This window comes from Salegentibacter salegens, assembly GCF_900142975.1.
Taxonomy (GTDB): domain Bacteria; phylum Bacteroidota; class Bacteroidia; order Flavobacteriales; family Flavobacteriaceae; genus Salegentibacter; species Salegentibacter salegens.
Map to the genome: position 1 here is coordinate 1,521,679 of NZ_LT670848.1, position 19,299 is coordinate 1,540,977.

At 38.5% G+C, this 19,299-nt stretch carries 15 protein-coding genes; all 15 read right to left on the reverse strand.

Going from position 1 to position 19,299, the window contains the following annotated elements:
- Positions 1-94: 94 nt before the first annotated feature.
- The 15 genes from B5488_RS06905 to dapA all read right to left on the reverse strand — a co-directional run bounded on the left by B5488_RS06905 (position 95) and on the right by dapA (position 19,127).
- Positions 95-5,323 (reverse strand): Ig-like domain-containing protein, encoded by a 5,229-nt coding sequence (locus tag B5488_RS06905; RefSeq protein ID WP_079734596.1) that lies wholly within the window; start codon positions 5,321-5,323, stop codon positions 95-97.
- Between the two features lie 437 nt (positions 5,324-5,760).
- Positions 5,761-6,483 (reverse strand): response regulator transcription factor, encoded by a 723-nt coding sequence (locus B5488_RS06910; RefSeq protein WP_079734597.1) that lies wholly within the window; start codon positions 6,481-6,483, stop codon positions 5,761-5,763.
- A 4-nt stretch (positions 6,484-6,487) separates the two neighbouring features.
- Positions 6,488-8,059, reverse strand: a complete 1,572-nt coding sequence (locus B5488_RS06915; RefSeq protein ID WP_079734598.1) for a sensor histidine kinase — start codon at positions 8,057-8,059, stop codon at positions 6,488-6,490.
- Positions 8,060-8,126: 67 nt separating this feature from the next.
- On the reverse strand, positions 8,127-8,717 hold the full coding sequence (gene coaE, locus B5488_RS06920; protein ID WP_079734599.1) for a dephospho-CoA kinase: 591 nt from the start codon (positions 8,715-8,717) through the stop codon (positions 8,127-8,129).
- Positions 8,714-9,670, reverse strand: coding sequence for a CdaR family protein (locus B5488_RS06925; protein ID WP_079734600.1), 957 nt, complete (start codon positions 9,668-9,670; stop codon positions 8,714-8,716). Before B5488_RS06925 ends, coaE begins: the two co-directional genes overlap by 4 nt.
- Entirely contained in the window at positions 9,663-10,670 is a 1,008-nt protein-coding gene (locus B5488_RS06930) for a glycosyltransferase (RefSeq protein ID WP_079734601.1), read from the reverse strand. Before B5488_RS06930 ends, B5488_RS06925 begins: the two co-directional genes overlap by 8 nt.
- Positions 10,671-10,857: 187 nt before the next feature.
- Positions 10,858-11,157, reverse strand: a complete 300-nt coding sequence (locus B5488_RS06935; protein ID WP_079734602.1) for a HigA family addiction module antitoxin — start codon at positions 11,155-11,157, stop codon at positions 10,858-10,860.
- Between the two features lie 16 nt (positions 11,158-11,173).
- Entirely contained in the window at positions 11,174-11,455 is a 282-nt protein-coding gene (locus B5488_RS06940) for a type II toxin-antitoxin system RelE/ParE family toxin (RefSeq protein WP_079734603.1), read from the reverse strand.
- A 244-nt stretch (positions 11,456-11,699) separates the two neighbouring features.
- Entirely contained in the window at positions 11,700-12,527 is an 828-nt protein-coding gene (locus B5488_RS06945; RefSeq protein ID WP_079734604.1) for an enoyl-ACP reductase FabI, read from the reverse strand.
- A 155-nt stretch (positions 12,528-12,682) separates the two neighbouring features.
- Positions 12,683-14,335, reverse strand: a complete 1,653-nt coding sequence (recN, locus tag B5488_RS06950) for a DNA repair protein RecN (protein WP_079734605.1) — start codon at positions 14,333-14,335, stop codon at positions 12,683-12,685.
- 329 nt (positions 14,336-14,664) lie between these two features.
- Positions 14,665-15,552: a type IX secretion system protein PorD gene (gene porD / locus B5488_RS06955; protein WP_079734606.1), complete on the reverse strand. Its 888-nt coding sequence runs from the start codon at positions 15,550-15,552 to the stop codon at positions 14,665-14,667.
- Complete coding sequence (gene coaBC, locus B5488_RS06960) at positions 15,545-16,750, reverse strand: bifunctional phosphopantothenoylcysteine decarboxylase/phosphopantothenate--cysteine ligase CoaBC (protein WP_079734607.1); 1,206 nt, start codon at positions 16,748-16,750, stop codon at positions 15,545-15,547. Before coaBC ends, porD begins: the two co-directional genes overlap by 8 nt.
- Before the next feature lie 5 nt (positions 16,751-16,755).
- Complete coding sequence (locus B5488_RS06965) at positions 16,756-17,091, reverse strand: DNA-directed RNA polymerase subunit omega (protein WP_079734608.1); 336 nt, start codon at positions 17,089-17,091, stop codon at positions 16,756-16,758.
- A 14-nt stretch (positions 17,092-17,105) separates the two neighbouring features.
- Positions 17,106-17,933, reverse strand: coding sequence for an outer membrane protein assembly factor BamD (locus tag B5488_RS06970; protein ID WP_231919813.1), 828 nt, complete (start codon positions 17,931-17,933; stop codon positions 17,106-17,108).
- Positions 17,934-18,248: 315 nt separating this feature from the next.
- Complete coding sequence (gene dapA, locus B5488_RS06975; protein ID WP_079734610.1) at positions 18,249-19,127, reverse strand: 4-hydroxy-tetrahydrodipicolinate synthase; 879 nt, start codon at positions 19,125-19,127, stop codon at positions 18,249-18,251.
- Between the last annotated feature and the right edge of the window lie 172 nt (positions 19,128-19,299).

The window sequence follows — 19,299 nt, forward strand, 5'->3', positions numbered from 1 at the left end:
CAACTCGGAAACTCGAAGTGACGGGAAACTTCCAACAACAAACCAAAAACAACTAACCCCTGCCCACTGAGACTGCCAACCGCATACTGAAAAACTATCTTTTAATAATCGCTCGTTTTACCGTTACGCCTTCATTAGTGAAGATTTGCAGGGTGTAGACCGATTCTTCCACGCCCTGGATGATCATCCTGTAGAAGCGGGCGTTGGCGTTGTAGTCTTGCTGCATCAGGTAGCGGCCCCGGGAATCGAAAACCCGTACCTGCTCAATAAACACTCCTTCGGGGGTGGCGATGGTGAAAATACCGTTGTTGGGGTTTGGGTATAAAAACAAAAATTCATACTCTCCTATTTCCGAAAATTCACAAGATTCCCCGCTAATTCTTACCTGGATATTTTGATTGCTCCTGTTTCCATTTACGTCTTCTACCTCAACATTTACCGAGTTTACTCCCACATCTTTACAGGTGAAAACCGACTTGCTAAAACGGTAAATTAATTCTTCGCTGCAATTATCTTCGGCTAAAATATCGGCTTCTTCCAGGTAGGCGAAACCTTCAGGATTTAAGGTGAGTTCTACCAGGTTTGTATTGATTTCGGGTGGAAGTTTATCGCGTACTTCTACGTTTATCATACAACTGCCAGTTTCATCGCCAGAATATTCCAATTGAATAATGCCGGCACCCAAATCTTCGCAAGTGAAATTTAACTGACTTGCTACGAAATTGAGTCCGCTGGAATCTCCGGTGTACAGGTCTTGCAGGTTAAGACCGGCTTCGCCGTTTTCATCGAGAAAAACTTCAATATTCTCCCGGCATTCAAACGTTCCCGAAGCTTCACTAACTACTTCTACCGTAGTTTCACAGGAATCTATATTTCCGGCATCGTCTCGCACGGTTAAAGTTACCGGAACCACGCCAATATCGGCGGTGGTGAAATCAACCTGACTTAAAGCCATAGAAACAATTCCACAATTATCGGTTGAGTTATTGTCCAGGTCTTCAGGGTTTATTGTTGCGGTGCCGTCGTTGCCTAAATTCACCACATAGCCAGAAACACAATTTGCTACCGGATCTTCAGAATCTACCAGGTTCACCATAAAATAGCAGTCGTCTGTTTCGCCATCAAGGCTGGCGGTAAGTTTAATTTGTGTATTCTCGGTAATTATTGTCCCTGCCGGTGGCGTTTGTGTTATATCGGCAGCAGAAAAATTAACTTCGGCGGTATCGCTATAATCGGGCAGCCAAAAACTGCAATTAGCATCGGGGTTTACATTTTTATCTATTTGGCAGGAAATATTTAAAACATCGGCTTCGGTTAATTCCAGCTCAAAACTACAGCTGGCTTCCAGTCCGCCTTCATCTTCTACAAAAAGATTTACCGTGGTATTATTGTAAATTATCTCCCCGGCGGCGGGTTCCTGTCTAAAAATCACTTCGTCACAATTATCTGAAATCCCGGCCATATTTTCGTAATTGGGAACTTGAAAACCGGTATTGGGATCAAAACTTTCTATTTGATCGTCGGGGCAGGAAATTGTGGGCGGAATTAAATCTACAATATTTACCGAAAATTCACAATCTCCTACAAATTCATCTGTATCTGCATCCCTGATTTCAACAGTTATTAAATAGGTATCCTCGGTTAGCTCTTCGTAAGTTTGCGTGATCGCCGGGTTGAAATTTTCGGTTTCAATTAAACGGGTATAATCGGGAATATTAAGCTCACAATCTTCATCCAACCTAATATTGGGAATATCTTCTTCTTCGATACAGCGGTAAACACGATCTGTATCTTCGGGTAAAATTTCTATGGTAGTGGAACATTCATCGGTATTTCCGGCAGCATCTTCTACATACAAAATAATATTTTTTGTTCCGGGAGTTGTAAAAGTGTCTTCGGAAAGCGTCCTGGTGATTTCACAATTGTCGCTGGAATTTAAATCTATAGCCGAAGGCGAAATCGTAACACTCCCATCCTGTAACTGAAATGTACGGCCCGGGGCCACACAATTAGCTTCGGGTGCAATATCATCCAATACCAAAACTTCGGTAGGACAACTGCTGCTTAAGCCTGTATTAGGATCTGTAGCGGTTAAAATCACGGTGTTTTCGCCAAGATTGGAACAATCAAAATCTTCGGTATCTGCACTTAACTCCAAATTGCCAAGTTCACCACCAAAAATATCTCGAGGATCTAAAGTGGCCTGGCCGTTTTCATCGAGAAAAATTTCGTGGTTTAAACATTCTATGTCGGGAGCTGCTGGATCTGTAGAATTTACCGTAATTGTAACTGTAGCAATATTAGAATCTAATTCCCCGTCATTTGCGCTATAAGTAAAACTATCCTGCCCCGAAAATCCATCATCTGGTTCATATTCAAAAGAACCATCAGAATTTAAAGTCAACGTTCCATTTTGGGCACCGTCTTCCAGATTTGCAGTTAAGTTATCCCCGTCTTCATCCTCATCATTTCCTAAAACGCCGGGCGCAGGAATATTTAAAATTTCATCCTGATCTACTTCATAAGTATCATCTTCGGCAATAGGAGCAGAATTCACCTGATTCACAGTAATTGTAACTCTTACCTCACCCGAAAAATCTTCGCCATCGTAGGCTACGTAAATAAAATCATCTACTCCCGTAAAACCCGGATCTGGTTCGTAGGTAAACGAACCATTGGAAGCAAAACTAAAATCACCATTTGCAGCAGGTCTTCTTAGATCTGCGGTAAGATTATCTCCATCAGGATCACTATCATTTTCCAAAACACCCGGTGCAGCTATATTAAGTACTTCCCCTTGATTTATTGTGTAAGATTCAGCTAAAGCATTTGGTGGTCTGTTTGCTGGAATAAATTCGTTAATATTTATAGTTACCGTAGCTTCATCGGAATATAAATTTCCATCATTAGCTATATAGGTAAAAGTATCAGTACCAAAATATCCAGCATCTGGTTCGTAGGTAAATGAGCCATCAGGATCTAAAGAGACGGTACCATTTGCAGGCGGAGTTACAATTTGGACAGTTAGATCATCATTTTGGTCATCAATATCATTCTCCAGAACACCGGGAGCAGATATCGTTAAAGTTTCATCCTGATCTACTTCGTAGTCATCATCAACGGTTTGCGGGGCAGTATTTGGAGGAACTACTTCATTTACAGTTATGGTTACAGTGGCAGGACTGGAATCTTCTTGGCCGTCATTGGCAGTATAAGTAAAAGTATCGGTGCCAAAATATCCCGCATCTGGTTCGTAGGTAAACGAGCCGTCAGGATCTAAAGTCACAGTTCCATTTTCGGGTTGATCTACAATTTCTGCTGTTAGCGCATCACCTTCGGCATCAGTATCATTTGACAGAACACCAGGCGCAGCTCTCGTTAGAGTTTCATCCTGATCTATTTCATATTGATCATTAACGGCTTGCGGTGCAGTATTTGGAGGTACTACTTCATTTACAGTTATGGTTACGGTGGCAGGACTGGAATCTTCTTCGCCATCATTAGCTATATAGGTAAAAGTATCAGTACCAAAATATCCTGCATCTGGTTCGTAGGTAAATGAGCCATCAGGATCTAAAGATACGGTACCATTTGCAGGCGGAGTTACAATTTGGACAGTTAGAACATCATCTTCGTCATCGGTATCATTTTCTAAAACTCCAGGAGCAGGTTTATTTAAAATAGCATCCTGATCTACATCGTAAGTATCATCTACGGCTACAGGAGGTGTATTTGGAGTTTCAACCACCAAATCAAAAGAACAAACATCAGAAACATTTCCAGCTTTATCGGTAGCAGTTATTGTAACTGTGGTATTTTGTGTAATAGTTTCTCCATCTTCTGGAGTTTGGGTATAAATTAAATTTTCTACACCGCAATTATCATCAAAACTAACTTCTCCATTATCAATATAGTCTGGTACCATAAAACCACTTGGAACTGTTATATCATCTTCAACACAATTATCTCTTACCGGTTTTGTCTGATCCCAGGTGGCGGTAAACGTAGTTCCTGTATTTGGAGTTGGATCGCAATTTGCATCTTTACCAACATTTCCTGCTACACTAACTTCTGCTGAAACACATTGTTCATCTATTTCTAAATTTGCAGTAAAAGAATGCGGTAATAAATTATAGAATTCTAAATCGAATTTCATTTGTAAATTATCAAGATCAACTTCACCATTATTTACTGCTAAAAAATCGCACTTTCTAAAAGCTAAATCAATAGGGATGTCTATTTGGTCTTTTATTGTATCTACAATTGAATTCTGTTTATCAAAAACTTTTACACTATACTCAGCATTTGCTAAGCCAGTGAGTAAATTTAATAATACGAGAGGGTTATCTCCAGCCTCAAAAATTTCAGTAAGATTTACATTTCCTAGGTCGGATATGTAAATATTATTATCATCTACAATAACACTTCCGGGAGATCCAAGACCATCTTGATTATCTATAGTTCCAATTTGATTAAAGGCTGAATTAAAAATTATTATTCTACCATTATTACCTCCCCGATCACTTACGTAAATATTTCCTTCATTATCCACATCTAAACGGATGGGAGTCTCAACTTTATCAAAATATGTATAATCCCTTTCGAATGAATATACATGAATTCGGCTTGCGTCGGAATCAGCAATATAAAGTCGATCGTCATCATCTATTGCTAAACCAAAAGGTCTACTAAATTCATATTTTTCCGGATTATTGGAACAATTTCCACCAATTATGTCATCTAAATTTCCGTTTTCATCGAAAATTAAAATTCTGCAATTTTCGGAATCAGCTATATAAATATAATCTCTACTATCAATACTTAAATCGAAAGGACGCTCTATTCTTTTTCCGTTATAATCTTGATCAAAAGGAATAAAAAATTGGTTTGCTAAATCACCATTGGCTTCAAATTTCCTAACACCATCTTCCAGTGTTAAGGCAAACATTTCATTTTTCGAATTATAATCTGTAGCTAAAATTAAATTTCCATAATTAGTATACCCAATATTATTAGCTATTTCTAAACTATCTTCCCAATTATAAGAAGGGGCTTTAGCATCAAAATTTATAATGCTCCCACCATTTACATTAATATCTCCCTCTTCAAAACCATTAATTGGTTCTTCAAATTCAAAAGTTAAGGGGATAGTTTGTTGCTGAGTGAAAACAGGCCCTTCATCACCATCACTAGAAATAGTAACTCCCTGCCCAAACCCAAAAGAAAAATTCAGTAAAAAAAAGAGTAGAAAAAGCGCAGTAGGTGTACCAAACGGCTGTAGACGAAAAGTAAAACCGGGTGATGTAAAGTAACTTTGCTTCATAGCCGGATTTTAGCGCCTCCGGCAGTAAAGATAAATATTGTGGCGCGAAAGATTTAAAAATTACGTTAATTATACGGTTTTCCGTAATTTAAACCCGGGCATAAAAATGCCTGGCCAGGTAGCGGCCGGGAGTGTTTTATTAAAATTTTTCCGGGTAAGAAAACAATGAGAGTGGCTTTTTGCTAAAGTCGCTTTTTACGTTAGGCATTCGTTTAAAAATCGTCATGCTGAATTTATTTCAGCATCTAAGTTGATATAAGTTCTAACAAGTTAGATCCTGAAACAAGTTCAGGATGACGTCCTCTGAAACAAATTCGGAATGACGGTTCGTGAAACAACCCCGAAGCTTCGGGGCAGCATGACGATAAACGCTAAAAGGACTAAAATATACATTTAAGCCACTCTCATTATTCCCGGAAACTGAAAATCACCTCGCTTTATGCTTCGGCGTTTTCCTGGTTTTTAACCACCAATCTAAATCCTTCGCCGTGAATGTTTAAAATCTCTACATTCTCGTCTTTCTTAAGGTATTTACGCAGTTTGGCGATATATACATCCATACTTCTGGAGGTGAAATAGTTATCGTCTCTCCAAATTTTAGTAAGTGCCAGTTCTCTTGGCATCAAATCGTTCTCGTGCAGGGCAAGTAAACGCAATAACTCGTTCTCTTTTGGAGAAAGTTTTTGAGCTTCTTCTTCTTTATAGGTTAAAAACCTTAGTTTAGAGTTAAGGTGAAAACCACCAATCTCGAACTCAAATTGCTTAGAATCTGCCACGCTATCTGTAGCTTTACGCTGCATAATGGCTTTAATCTTCATAAGCAATACTTCGCTATCAAAAGGTTTGTTTAGGTAATCGTCTGCTCCTACTTTGTAGCCTTTAAGCACGTCTTCTTTCATCGCTTTGGCGGTAAGGAAGATAATTGGGATTTCTTCGTTCTTTTCCCTTATCTCTTTAGCCAGCGTAAAGCCGTCTTTGTAAGGCATCATTACATCAAGAATACAAAGGTCGAAATCGTCTTTTTTAAACTTTTCAAAACCTTCCATTCCATTTTTGGCGTGCGTTACTTCGTAATCGTTCATCGCCAAATAATCTTTTAAGACAGTTCCAAAGTTTGGATCGTCTTCTACTAACAAAATTTTCTTGTCTTCAGTTTCCATATATTTAAGATATTAGAGGTAATTTAATTATAAATGTGCTTCCTTTTCCTTTTTCGCTTTCTACCGAAATCTGCCCGTGATGGTCTTCTACAATTCGCTTAGCATAGGCCAAACCTAAACCGTGACCTTTCACGTTATGGATATCGCCGGTATGTTCGCGATAAAACTTTTCAAATATTTTTTTTTGAACCAACTTAGACATTCCCGCGCCCTGGTCGCGAATTTTAAGAATGATGTAGTTCTTTACATTTTCAGTATAAATATCAATTTTTGGTATCTCTGATGAGTATTTTACTCCGTTGTCCAGGATATTCACGATCACATTGGTAAAGTGATCCTGGTTCGCCAAAATTGAAGAGCGCAGGGCTCCAAAATGGGTTTGTATATAACCGCCACGATCTTCTACAATAAGTTCTACGTGGGTCATGGCATCTTCTACAATCTCGTTTAGCTGCAGCCTTTCTTTTTTAAGGTCCAGCTCGTTTTTATCCAGCTTAGATATTCGTAACACGTTTTCTACCTGGGCGTGCATTCTCCTGTTCTCGTCACGAATCATCTTAAGATAGCGCTTTTTCTTTTCTTCGTCGCTGCTAATCTTAGGATTTTTAATCGCGTCTAAAGCCAGGTTTATAGTGGCAATAGGCGTTTTAAATTCGTGCGTCATATTATTTATAAAATCGGTTTTTATCTGTGAAATTTGCCGTTGCTTTATCAACTGCGATAAGGCGCTGGAATAGGCGATCACGATAATAAGCGTAAAAATTATAGAAAGTGCGGCCATTAATGTTATAGATGAAAGCACTACTTTTTTCTTTTCGGTAAAATTAACCAGCAACTGGTAATTGCTATTTCCCATATCGTCTGCAAAAAGCGGAACCCCGTATGTAGCGGGATGGCTTAGCGAAAAATTTTCGCTGTGCAGGTTTGTAGAAATACTATTGCTGTAAACGCCATATTCAAATTCTGAATTGATATCGCGATTGCTCAACTCCTGGGCTAAAAGCCTTTCTATAGTAGCTTCGTTCACTCTTTGGTGCAGCGGAAGCCTGCTGGTATGCTCGGCAATATATTCTTTAAGCAAATTCTTCTCATATTCGTCCATACGAACAATACGCTCTATTTGCTGCTGAGAACTAAGTCCGCTGCCGTCTATATTATTGCGATTATTCACAATACTGGTCACCTTTTTATTGATGAGCTTGGTGAACGGGATACTGTCGCGAGCCGATTCTATAAAGCCAGAAGAAACCTTATAATCTTCTTCCAGAATAGCATCTGAATGAAACAGGGTTTGGTTTCTTAATTTATTTTCGTTTACGTAAGAATATTCGGTAATAGTAGCGGCCTGCAACCGACTGTTAGTGCTGTCGGCATCTTTAAATTTCATCCAGTAATCTTCAATCTCCTGGTTTTCAATTTCATTAACCACTCTTAAGAGTACCTGTTTTACATCGTAGGTAAACTGTGCTTCTTTATCTTCTACAGTACTCTTAATCCAGTATCCCTGCACGAAAATAATACCGATAAGGGAAAGGCTCATTAAGATAACGAGGAGTAAAAAAAGCTTTTTATTCATGCTGCCAAAAGTAATATTTTAACATTTAGCGCTTCAAGCGTTTAACCAAATGTTAACAAAACTTCTGCTAATTTTTACCTCGTTTTAAGATAATGTCGTGCAATTCGTTAACCCGCGATTTAGTAAGGCTTAAATCGTGATTTTCTATTTCAAAATCGGCCAGTTTCTTCTTTTGTTCATCACTCCATTGTTTGGCCATTCGGGCTTCAATTTCTTCAATAGAACTTTTATCGCGCTGCTGTAATCTCTTTATTTTTTCTTCCTTACTGGCGGTAACCAAAATATTTATATCGCATTTTTTATAACCGCCGGCTTCAAACAAAATTGCAGCTTCATAAATTACATAAACTGAATTTTGTTCGCTTTTCCAGGTTTCAAAATCTTTGGCTACAGCGGGGTGAATTATGCCGTTTAGCGCTTCCAGTTTACTAGATTCATTAAATACTACCGAAGCGATATGTTTGCGGTTGGGCGTTTTGCCAGTATAAGCTTCTTTCCCAATAAGGGCAGTAACTTTTTCCCTGATCTCTGCTGAAGTTTCCAGGAGGCGTTTCCCGGCATCATCGGCAATATAAACCGGAATGCCTTTATCTTTAAAAAAGCCCGCTACGGTGGTTTTACCGCTGCCTATACCGCCGGTAAGTCCAACTACCATCATCGTTTTATCACAAATTGAATTCTACGATCGTTAAGCCGGAGGTTTCTAACAAATAAAGGCGCTTCTGCAATCCTGGCAATAATAAAATCGTCGGCATCATCTATATCGTTAAAATCGCAAACCACCCTGAAGTTTTCGGATTTCACCATTTCATATTGCTTTAAATTCACCTGGAAATACACTAAAACTTCCTTCGGAAAAATAGAAATATTGGTATCTTCGGGCTTATTAAGAATTTCTACCGGCACTTTCACACTGCCTTCGGTAAATTTCTCTACTTCCTGGCTATAGGTGACTTCGGTGCTATAAAAACTCAACATCCCCAGGTTTGTAGTATCAATTTTAACCCTGCCGGAAACATTCGCATTAATATCGTTGATCTTTAAATAAACTGTATTTAAATTCTGCAGGGTATCAATAATATTTTCGGGTCCGCTAACCTGTACCGAATCGGGTTGCAGGCTTACCGCCTTTTGGGCCGAATAACCTACAGCATAACCTAAATTTATACGAGGTGTTACCTGTACCCATTTATTCTTTTTGGGCTGAAATTCTACTGAAAGGCTTTCCTGGATAAAACGGGCTTTTTCGAAGTTAATATTTACCTGCTCTTCCAATACCTCGCGGTTTGCTTCAAAATTATAAACCAGTTCATCCTCTTCTTCTAAAGCTTTGCCGAGATCTAATTTTACCTCGGGCTTAAAAATCTGGTAATACCAAATGGCAAAACCTTTATCCTGAATTCTTAATTGTAAATTCTCGGGGCGTTCTTTAGAAATAGTTTTATCTAAAGGTACATTCTCATAAGAAACCGGGATGTCTATTACCTGCGTATATTCTTTAGAAATTTGTACAAAAAACCAGATGAGTGAAGAAAACAGCAAGAAAAACCCGAAGCTTTTTAAGCTGGATTTTTTAATAGAGATTCGTTTAAATCTTATGTTTTTAAACATTTTTAAAGAATAAATTCGGGAATTCGTGTTCCGGGTCTTGTTTTAAAATATGAATATGCCAAAGCGATTTCATAAAACCATAACCATACCCAAAAAATTGTACCAAAGCGGCATAAACAGCAAGAAAACCTATTTCTAAACTTTTATTTTTTATCGCGGCATCAGTGGCAATAATCACAAAATATAGCACATATAAAAGAAATAACCACCAAATTCCCAGTTTTAATAGTAAAATAGCGAATAAAAAACCTAAGCTAAAAACCGCCGGAAACCAGTAAGTGAGCTTCCCCGAGCCGGGGTGCCAGGTGTTTAAAATAGGCCTTACCATCCCAAATTTTTGAACCTGGGTATAAAATTTTGACCAGTCTATGCGGCGTTTATGGAACACCACCGCGTCGGGAATTAAACATAATTTATAGCCCAGTTTTTTAAGCCGAAGGGAAAGATCGGGATCTTCACCGGGATGAATTTCCCCAAATCCTCCAGAGACTTCAAAGGCTTTCTTTGAAATTCCCATATTAAAACTGCGCGGCTGAAAATCGTTTACCGAAGACTTTTTACCCCGAATCCCACCGGTAGTAAAAAAAGAGGTCATGGAGTAATCTATGGCCTTTTGAGTCTTGCTGAAAGAAGGATGGGAAGCATCGGGACCACCAAAACAATCGCAGTAGTTATGCTGAAGAAAAGCATCTACTTCCTGCAGATAATTTTCGGGCAATAAAACATCAGAATCCAGGATAAGAAAGTAATCACCCTTAGCTTTTTGCATGCCGAAATTACGCGAGTCTCCGGGCCCGGTATTTTTTTTGTAATAGTAACTTATATTGAGTTGCTGCTGAAATTCTGTTGCAATTCCTCCTGAAGAAATACTGGAGCCGTCTTCTACCAGTACAATTTCAAAATCACGATCAAACTGAAGCTGAAGCATGCTCTCTAACAACTCCCTAACCTCCCCGGGCCGGTTATAAACAGGAATTATAAAGGAATATTCCAGGGTCATAGCTGGTAGAGGTTTTTGAGCTTTTAGTTATTAATTTCTTTAATACGTCACCCTGAACTTGTTTCAGGGTATAAGATGAACACAATTTCAAATCAGGTTAGATGCTGAAGCAAGTTCAGCATGACGTAAAAACGTGATTTTCTTCAAAACGTTCTCCTAACTTCCCCCTCCGTTCAGTCCGCTAAAATTAAGCAGCATTATTTTCTAAGGGCTTAATATTATTCAATTCTTTTCCTTTTAGTTTTTTTTCCTCTTCCAAATCGTAATCATCCTGTAACCCTAACCAAAACTTAGCAGTTGTTCCAAAATATTTTGAAAGGCGTAAAGCGGTATCTGCAGTAATTCTTCGTTTTTTTTTTATAATTTCACTTATTCGGGTTTGAGGAATAAAGGTTTCTTTTGAAAGTCGGTATGCACTAATTTCTAAAGGAACTAAAAATTCTTCCTTTAATATTTCCCCGGGATGTATGTTATTTAACTTTTTCATATTTACGATTTTAAAGTTAATGATAGTCTATAATCTGAACTTCAAAAGCATTATCATTTTCCCATTTAAACATTATTCTCCATTGCTTATTGATTCTAATGCTAAACATACCTTCAAAATTTCCACTCAGTTTTTCCAGGTGATTAGCGGGAGGAATTCTTAAGTCATTTATTGTATGAGCATTATTTATCATTCTCAATTTTCTTCTGGCCCCATTTTGAATATTGGCCGGAAGTTTTCGTGATTGAATTCCTTTCCAAATTATATCAGTTTCTTTATCTCTAAATGATCTAATCACTTGTGATTTCGCTTCACGTTACTAACGTCAAAGATAAGTAAAAATTATATTTTATAACAAGAAAATATTTGGTGGTGAAAAATGATTTAATAAAATATCCCTGTGGACAATTATGGGAACTGTAAAAATGAAAAAATCAGGGTAGAGTTAATATTAAAACTAACGTTACCCTGAAACTACTTTATTATTGCACGTCATGCTGTCCCGAAGTTTCGGAACAGCATGATGAAAAAACATAATTTTCTTATTTCTCCTCCTGCCCTTTAATAAAAGAATCCATCACTTCCTGGCTAACTCCCATATTAGAGAACCCGCCATCGTGGAAGAGGTTTTGAAGCGTTACTTTTTTAGTAAGATCTGAAAATAAACTCACAGTGTAATCGGCGCACTCTAATGCCGTTGCATTACCAAGCGGCGACATCTTATCGGCGTATGCGATAAAGCCGTCAAATCCTTTTACACCCTGTCCTGCAGTGGTTGGGGTTGGCGATTGTGAAATGGTATTCACTCTCACTTTATGATCTTTTCCGAAGAAATAACCAAAACTACGCGCTATAGATTCTAAAAAGGCTTTATTATCGGCCATATCATTATAATCGGGAAATACGCGTTGCGCCGCCATATAGCTAAGTGCTACAATACTTCCCCACTCGTTCATCGCTTCTTTTTTGTAAAGTACCTGCATGGTTTTATGAAAAGAAACCGCAGAGATATCCCAGCCTTTTTGGGTGAAATCGTAATTCTGTTCGGTATAATGATTCCCTTTTCTCACGTTTACAGACATCCCGATAGCGTGAAGCACAAAATCAATTTTTCCGCCAAGGATCTCCATAGATTTTTCAACCAGGTTTTCCAGGTCTTCTATTTTGGTAGCATCGGCAGGAATAATTTCTGAACCGGTTTTCTCGGCAAGCTCTTTAAGTGTTCCCATTCTTAAAGCAATTGGAGCGTTGGTTAATACAAACTCCCCGCCTTCTTCTTTAATGCGCTCAGCGGTTTTCCAGGCGATAGAATTTTCGTCTAAAGCGCCAAAAATGATTCCTTTTTTTCCTTTTAACAGGTTATATGACATAGTGATATATTTTTTCGTGTTGTTAGTATAAACTAGCTTGGAGCAAGCTCACAAAGCATTCAAAAAGTATAAAATTTTAATTTCGAGGCAAGCCCCGAAATATTTAAATCTCAATTATCGCGTAAAGATAGCAAAATTACTTTCAGACCATAGTTTTAATCCAGGAGTGCACGTGCGTGAGCCCGCGCCGAATCTCCAATATTCTTACCGCCAAGCATCATGGCAAGCTCTTCTACACGCTCGCTATCTTTCAATTCTTCTATCTTGGTAGTAGTGGCATTCGCCGAATCTTCTTTAAATATCTTAAAATGACTGTTTCCTTTCCCGGCAATTTGCGGAAGATGCGTAATGGCAATCACCTGCATCGCATTCCCCATTCGTTGTAAAATCCCCGCCATTTTCTGCGCAATATCTCCTGAAACACCCGTATCAATTTCATCAAAAATAATTGTGGGAAGTTTGCTTTGCGCGGCCAAAATACTTTTTACTGCCAGCATAATTCGGGAAAGTTCCCCACCAGAAGCTGCTTTTTTAATTTCTTTAAAATCTCCTCCTTTATTCGCCGCCAGCAACCAGAAAAGTTCATCCTGACCGTTAGCGAGAAAATTCGGGGCTTTTTTTAATTCTATTTTTAATCGGGCGTTTGGCATTCCAAGATCAGCCAGTAAACTTTCGGCTTCTTTAATAAACGCCGGAACTATTGCTTTTCGTTTTTCGTGCAGTTTCGCCGCGATACTTCCTAATTTAGTTTCCTGCTTAACAATTGCGTTTTCTAATTCTGAAAGTGCATTTTCGGCATTTTCACTTACCGAAACTTTTTCCTGTAGTTCCTCTTTTATTTGTAACAATTCAGCAATACTTTCTGCGGAATGTTTTTTCTGTAAATTATAGATTAACTGAAGCTTTTGATTGGTAGATTGGAGTTCTTCAGGATTAGCCTCTACATTATCCAACGCCTCGTTCACTTCAGCAGAAAGATCATCTAACTCAATAATTACGCTTTCTACACGCTGGTGTAAACTTTCATAATTTGACGATAAATTAGCGATCTTAGCTAATGCTGTTCGAGCCTGCTTTAAACTGTCTAAACTCCCTATTTCTTCCTGCTCCAGTAAATTTAAAGCCGAACTTAGATTTTCGGTTAGCTCTTCTACATTGCTCAATTCTTCGTAACGAGTTTCCAGTTCTTCCTGCATTCCGTTTTCCAAACGCGCATCTTCAAGTTCATTCAGTAAAAACAGGTTATAGTCGTATTCTTTAGTAGCCTGTGCTTGTTGTTCTTTTAGGGCAACCAGCTTTTTTTGCAGGCTTTTATAAGATTTAAGTTCGGTTTTATATTCCAACAGTAAAGCATCACTGTTAGCAATAGTATCTATCACCTGGAATTGGTAATCGTTATTACCCAAACTCAAAGTTTCATGCTGACTGTGGATATCGATTAAATATTCACCAAGTTTATTAAGAGAAGTCAGTTTTACCGGCGTATCGTTTACAAAAGCGCGGGATTTCCCCGAAGCCAGAATTTCTCTTCTAATTATTGTATTTTCTTCATAATCCAGGTCTTCAGAAACAAAAAAATCTTTCAGCTTATAATTAGAGATGTTGAAACTCCCTTCTATTACACATTTTTTCTCTGTATCTCGAATACTTCCGTAATCGGCACGGTTACCTAAAAGGAGGCCAAGTGCGCCCAGCATAATAGATTTACCGGCACCGGTTTCTCCTGTAATAATAGTAAAACCCTCTTGAAGTTTGATGTTTATATCTTCAATTAAGGCGTAATTTTTAATGGATAGCGCTGTGAGCAAAGTGAACTAAATTTGGGCTAAATATACGGGAGAAATTATTCCTAATCAACAATAAACTTTGGGTAAACCCGGAAGTTATATCAAAAGGGAAAAATTCGATTATACAGACGTTTGCTAAAGAAATAATACTTTTCAAATGTATATCCGGTCTCCCTCATAGAAGTGAATTTATGAAAAAATCGTCATGCTGAACTTGTTTCAGCATCTAACACGAATAGTACCTACCATTCAATTTAGACCCTGAAACCAGTTCAGGGTGACGTCTAAATTTTAAAGTATACTGTTTACGGATATTCAACTTTTAAACCGCGATTATCGAGTAAAAATCTTTACTGAATATTTCTCCAGTTACGGGAATATCGGGGCGCCAGGCCACTTAGTGTCTGACTTAATCCAGGACGATTAATTTCGGGGCCATCGCTAAAGATCTGCGTCACCTCATCGGCTTTGGCATCAAAAAAGCTTCTAAGCAATAAAGAATTCGCTCTCCTGGAATTCATGGTAGTTAAACTTTCCAGAGCATCAGCAATTGCAATTTTTCCAGCTTCAGGATCCTTATGCAATACATCTAAACCCTGGCGATGATACTGGTATAAAGCAGTACGGTATTCAGTAAACATATTAGAGAGCAAATCGGCATTTAAACGGAACCGTGAAGATTGTCCGTCGGCTCCACTCCAGCCGGAGCGTCCGCTTTGCTGCGCGGTATTTACAATTCGGTTGGCTTCCTGGTAATAATTGGTACCACCTTCAGGAGCAAAAGTATCGGCATCCATTCCTAAAATGGTGTAGACATAAAAGGAAACTACCGAAACCAGGTTATTTGAAAAGGAATTCTGACTGTAGTTTAAAGGCTGATATTCTCGATAATTAAAGCTGAATTGAGAATCGTTAAAATTTAAGATTGGGCTCACCATATTAGAGCCGTAAACAGGCCTGGAAGACTGCACCTGTATTGTCCCGCTAAAAGATTCACCTTCAAAATCGTTTATGGTAATAAACATACTACAACTGATGCGTTCTCCCGGTTCAAATTCTTTATTTGTCCAGGAAGTTTGGTTTACAAACTCCCGCAGCGAATTCTCTAAAGTTCTAAACACTGATAGATTGCTTTGCCCGGTTTGCTCGGTATTGATCACTATTTCGCAATTAAGTTCCTGGGCTGCCGCAAAAGGCATCCCGGTAACTAAGAGGATAAGAAATAGTAATTTACGCATCTAACAAATGTACAATTTCGTTAAAAATATCGGTAGCAACCTCGGCCTTGGTTTTTAAATCAAAAGCCTTTTCTGAATCTTTATAGACCAAAGTAATTTTATTGGTATCTTTTTTAAACCCTGCACCGGCATCGTTTAAAGAATTAAGCACAATAAAATCGAGGTTTTTCTTTGCAAGTTTTTCCCGGGCGTGTTCCAGCTCATTATTGGTTTCTAAAGCAAAACCTATCAATTTTTGATGAGTTTTCTTTTTTCCCAAAGAAAGAAGAATATCCTGGGTTTTTGTGAGTTCAAGGCTTAGGTTTTCTTCAGCCTTTTTTATTTTTTGAGCAGCTACGATCTTCGGTTTATAGTCTGAAACCGCCGCGGCAGCGATAGCTACATCTACATTTTCAAAATAATCGTGTGCGGCGAGATACATTTCGCGGGCACTAACCACGCTAATTAAATTGATCCTGGGATCATCAATTTCCAAATGGGTAGGGCCCGAAACCAGGATCACCTCAGCACCAAGGGAAGCGGCTTTTTTAGCGAGTTCAAACCCCATTTTTCCGCTGGAATGGTTTCCTATAAATCTAACAGGGTCTATAGCTTCGTAAGTTGGACCGGCGGTGATAAGCACTTTTTTTCCCTTTAAGGGCAGGTTCTCAGAAAAATGTGCTTCAAGAAAACTAATTATTTCTTCGGGCTCTGCCATTCTTCCCTCCCCTTTTAATCCGCTGGCAAGTTCACCCGTTCCCGCGGGAATCATAATATTTCCGTAGGATTTTAGGCTCTCAAAACTCTTTTTTGTGGAAGGGTGTTTATACATATCTAAATCCATTGCAGGTGCAAAGAAAACCGGGCATTTTGCCGAAAGATATGTGGCAAGCAGAAAATTATCGCTGTTGCCCGTGGCCATTTTAGACAAAGTATTGGCAGTGGCAGGGGCTAAAAGCATAAAATCGGCCCAAAGGCCGAGTTCTACGTGATTGTTCCATTGCTCATCTTCATCATCTTCAGTAAAAGAGGAAAAAACCTCGTTTTTTGAAAGTGTTGAAAGCGTAAGCGGGGTGACAAATTCTTTTGCAGCCGGCGTCATCACAACTTTTACCTGTGCACCGGCTTTAATAAATAAACGTACTAAAAAAGCAGATTTATAAGCGGCGATTCCTCCACTTATGCCCAAAAGCACTTTTTTGCCTTTTAGTACAGACATCTTAATTAAGCTTCTGCTTCTTCAGAATCTTGAGTGTTTCGGTAATAGATCTTACCGTCTAACCATTCCTGGATAGCAAGAGCGTGTGGTTTTGGAAGTTTTTCGTAAAACTTAGAAACCTCAATTTGCTCTTTATTTTCAAAAATCTCGTCAAGACTGTCGTTGTAAGTCGCGAATTCGTCAAGCTTCTCCAACAATTCCTTTTTGATCTCAGAATTTATTTGATTTGCTCTTTTCGCAACCACTGAAATAGCCTCATATATGTTACTTGTTGGCTCGTCTACCTTGTTCTTATCGAAGGTAACTGTGTTAATTGGTGCGTCTGTCTTTTTAATATCCATCTTTCTATCTACTATTAAAAATTTTGTAAGCGTGATTTTATGTCTTCGGCTGAAGCTTCTACGGCTTCAGAATATTCACCTTCAGGGTAATATTTTTTATATTCCTGGGAATATTCCAGGGCTTCCACAAGTCGTTCTTCCATCAGGTCTCTAAAACTGTTTACTGCCAGTTGATAGGCCGAATCAAATCTATAATAATGTGCATCTTCCCTAAACGGAGACCCGGGATTATTAGATAGGAAGTTGGTAAACGAGGTGATTGCCGCCTGGTAGTTCCCGGCTCTGGCTTCTCCTGTTAAATGATATTGCTTGGCGATTTCGTATGCTTTTTTCTCCAGTTTTATACGCAATTCAGCAGCCATATCGTTGGCTTCCTCGGCGTGCTCACCTTCAGGATAAGTGTTTAAATAAGCCTGAAGTTCTGCAATTGCTTTATTGGTATCGGTTTGATCAAGGTCGTATCTTGGAGAAAGTTCGTAAAAACTTCTCGCCTTTTTATAAGCCGCCTCTTCTACCTTATCACTATTAGGATAAGATTGCTGAAAACGCTCAAACTCATAAGAAGAAAGGTAATAATCTCCTAATTGGTAATAGGTATTGGCAAATAAGAAACTAAGTTTCTCCCCCTGTGGCTTCCCGCGATACTGCGGAACAATTTGCTCAAACAACCTAAGGGCCTTGCGATATTTTTTCTTGCTATTTTCTTCCTGGGCTTGATTATATAAATCTTCAGCGTAAGTATACTTAGCGCCGGCATCATCACTTTTAAGTAAGCTTTGATACTCGCCACAGGACACAGTTAACATTAAAACTGCTACTAATAAAATTGCTTTCTTCATCATTTGTAAAAACATCTGGCAAAAGTACATTTTTCTTCAGTATAAAAAAAACTTTGTGTTACCACCTTAGACAACCTTTTTACTCTCTTTTTATTATACTGAAAATGGAAAAATTAAGGTACTTGCTGAAAAAATAAGACTATCTAAAACGTCTAGTTTCGTCAAGCTGAACTTGTTTCAGCTTCTAACATGTTTTGAATATCCACACCTTAGATTCTGAAACAAGTTCAGAATGACGGTTAAAAAACTTTTCAGACATTCTCTGTAATTAGTTTTTAAAATTTACTCGAGAATCGAGATTTAATACTCCCAGCTCGTTTATTTAAAATTCTTTAGAAAATCTTCAATTTGTTGCTGAAGCGCAGGTGTTGCTTTTACCAATGGTAATCTCAGGTTATTTTGAATACTTCCTTTTAAAGTTAGCAGCGCTTTAATTCCGGCGGGGTTTCCTTCAGCAAAAATCAAATCTATAGATCGCTGTAATTTATAATGAAGTTGGTAAGCCTCGGCAGGTTTCCCTTCTAATCCGAGTGAAACCATTTTGGAAAATTCTGCAGGGAATCCCTGGGCTATTACCGAGATCACTCCTTTTCCTCCGGCTAAAACCATAGGCAACGTAAGCATATCATCTCCTGAAATTACCAGGAAATCCTTTGGCACCAGGCTTATTAATTTCATAGCCTGTACCATATCGCCGGCAGCTTCTTTTACCCCAATTATATTATCGAAATCCCTGGCAATTCGGTTTATGGTTTCGGGCAGGATATTCGAGGCAGTTCTTCCCGGCACATTATAAAGAATTAAGGGCAACGGGGAAGCGGCAGCAACGGCTTTAAAATGCTGGTAAATTCCTTCCTGCGTGGGTTTATTGTAAAAAGGAGAAACAGAAAGAATTGCTTCAAAAGCAGAGAGATCTGCAGCTTTTAGTTCTTCACAAAGGCTGTACGTATTATTTCCTCCCATTCCCAAAACCAGGGGTAGGCGTTTATTATTCTGTTTTACAACAGTATTTATTACAAGTTGTTTTTCTTCTTTATTAAGGCTGGCGCTTTCTGCGGTAGTTCCTAAAACCACCAGGTAATCTATTCCATTTTCTACCTGGTTTTCTACCAGGTTTTCCAGGGCTTGCACATCTATAGATAAATCTTCCTTAAAAGGAGTTATCAAAGCCACACCCGTACCAATAAATGATTTCATTTCTGTTTTAATTTTTATGATAATCGAAAAGATTTGCACGATCTCGGCGTAAAACTGAAAAATGCAAAATTTTCGGGCGACAAATGTATTGATTTTGCCAATTTCAGGAACAAAAATCTACTTTTGTATTTAAAAGAAAAGCACATATTTAACAGCTTTGTTTTTTCTGTTA

What these genes read in the sequence shown, in the direction of transcription:
- B5488_RS06905 (WP_079734596.1), bottom strand. Translation starts at nt 5,323, where the DNA reads ATGAAGCAAAGTTACTTTACATCACCCGGTTTTACTTTTCGTCTACAG.
- B5488_RS06910 (WP_079734597.1), bottom strand. Translation starts at nt 6,483, where the DNA reads ATGGAAACTGAAGACAAGAAAATTTTGTTAGTAGAAGACGATCCAAAC.
- B5488_RS06915 (WP_079734598.1), bottom strand. Translation starts at nt 8,059, where the DNA reads ATGAATAAAAAGCTTTTTTTACTCCTCGTTATCTTAATGAGCCTTTCC.
- coaE (WP_079734599.1), bottom strand. Translation starts at nt 8,717, where the DNA reads ATGATGGTAGTTGGACTTACCGGCGGTATAGGCAGCGGTAAAACCACC.
- B5488_RS06925 (WP_079734600.1), bottom strand. Translation starts at nt 9,670, where the DNA reads ATGTTTAAAAACATAAGATTTAAACGAATCTCTATTAAAAAATCCAGC.
- B5488_RS06930 (WP_079734601.1), bottom strand. Translation starts at nt 10,670, where the DNA reads ATGACCCTGGAATATTCCTTTATAATTCCTGTTTATAACCGGCCCGGG.
- B5488_RS06935 (WP_079734602.1), bottom strand. Translation starts at nt 11,157, where the DNA reads ATGAAAAAGTTAAATAACATACATCCCGGGGAAATATTAAAGGAAGAA.
- B5488_RS06945 (WP_079734604.1), bottom strand. Translation starts at nt 12,527, where the DNA reads ATGTCATATAACCTGTTAAAAGGAAAAAAAGGAATCATTTTTGGCGCT.
- porD (WP_079734606.1), bottom strand. Translation starts at nt 15,552, where the DNA reads ATGCGTAAATTACTATTTCTTATCCTCTTAGTTACCGGGATGCCTTTT.
- coaBC (WP_079734607.1), bottom strand. Translation starts at nt 16,750, where the DNA reads ATGTCTGTACTAAAAGGCAAAAAAGTGCTTTTGGGCATAAGTGGAGGA.
- B5488_RS06965 (WP_079734608.1), bottom strand. Translation starts at nt 17,091, where the DNA reads ATGGATATTAAAAAGACAGACGCACCAATTAACACAGTTACCTTCGAT.
- B5488_RS06970 (WP_231919813.1), bottom strand. Translation starts at nt 17,933, where the DNA reads ATGATGAAGAAAGCAATTTTATTAGTAGCAGTTTTAATGTTAACTGTG.
- dapA (WP_079734610.1), bottom strand. Translation starts at nt 19,127, where the DNA reads ATGAAATCATTTATTGGTACGGGTGTGGCTTTGATAACTCCTTTTAAG.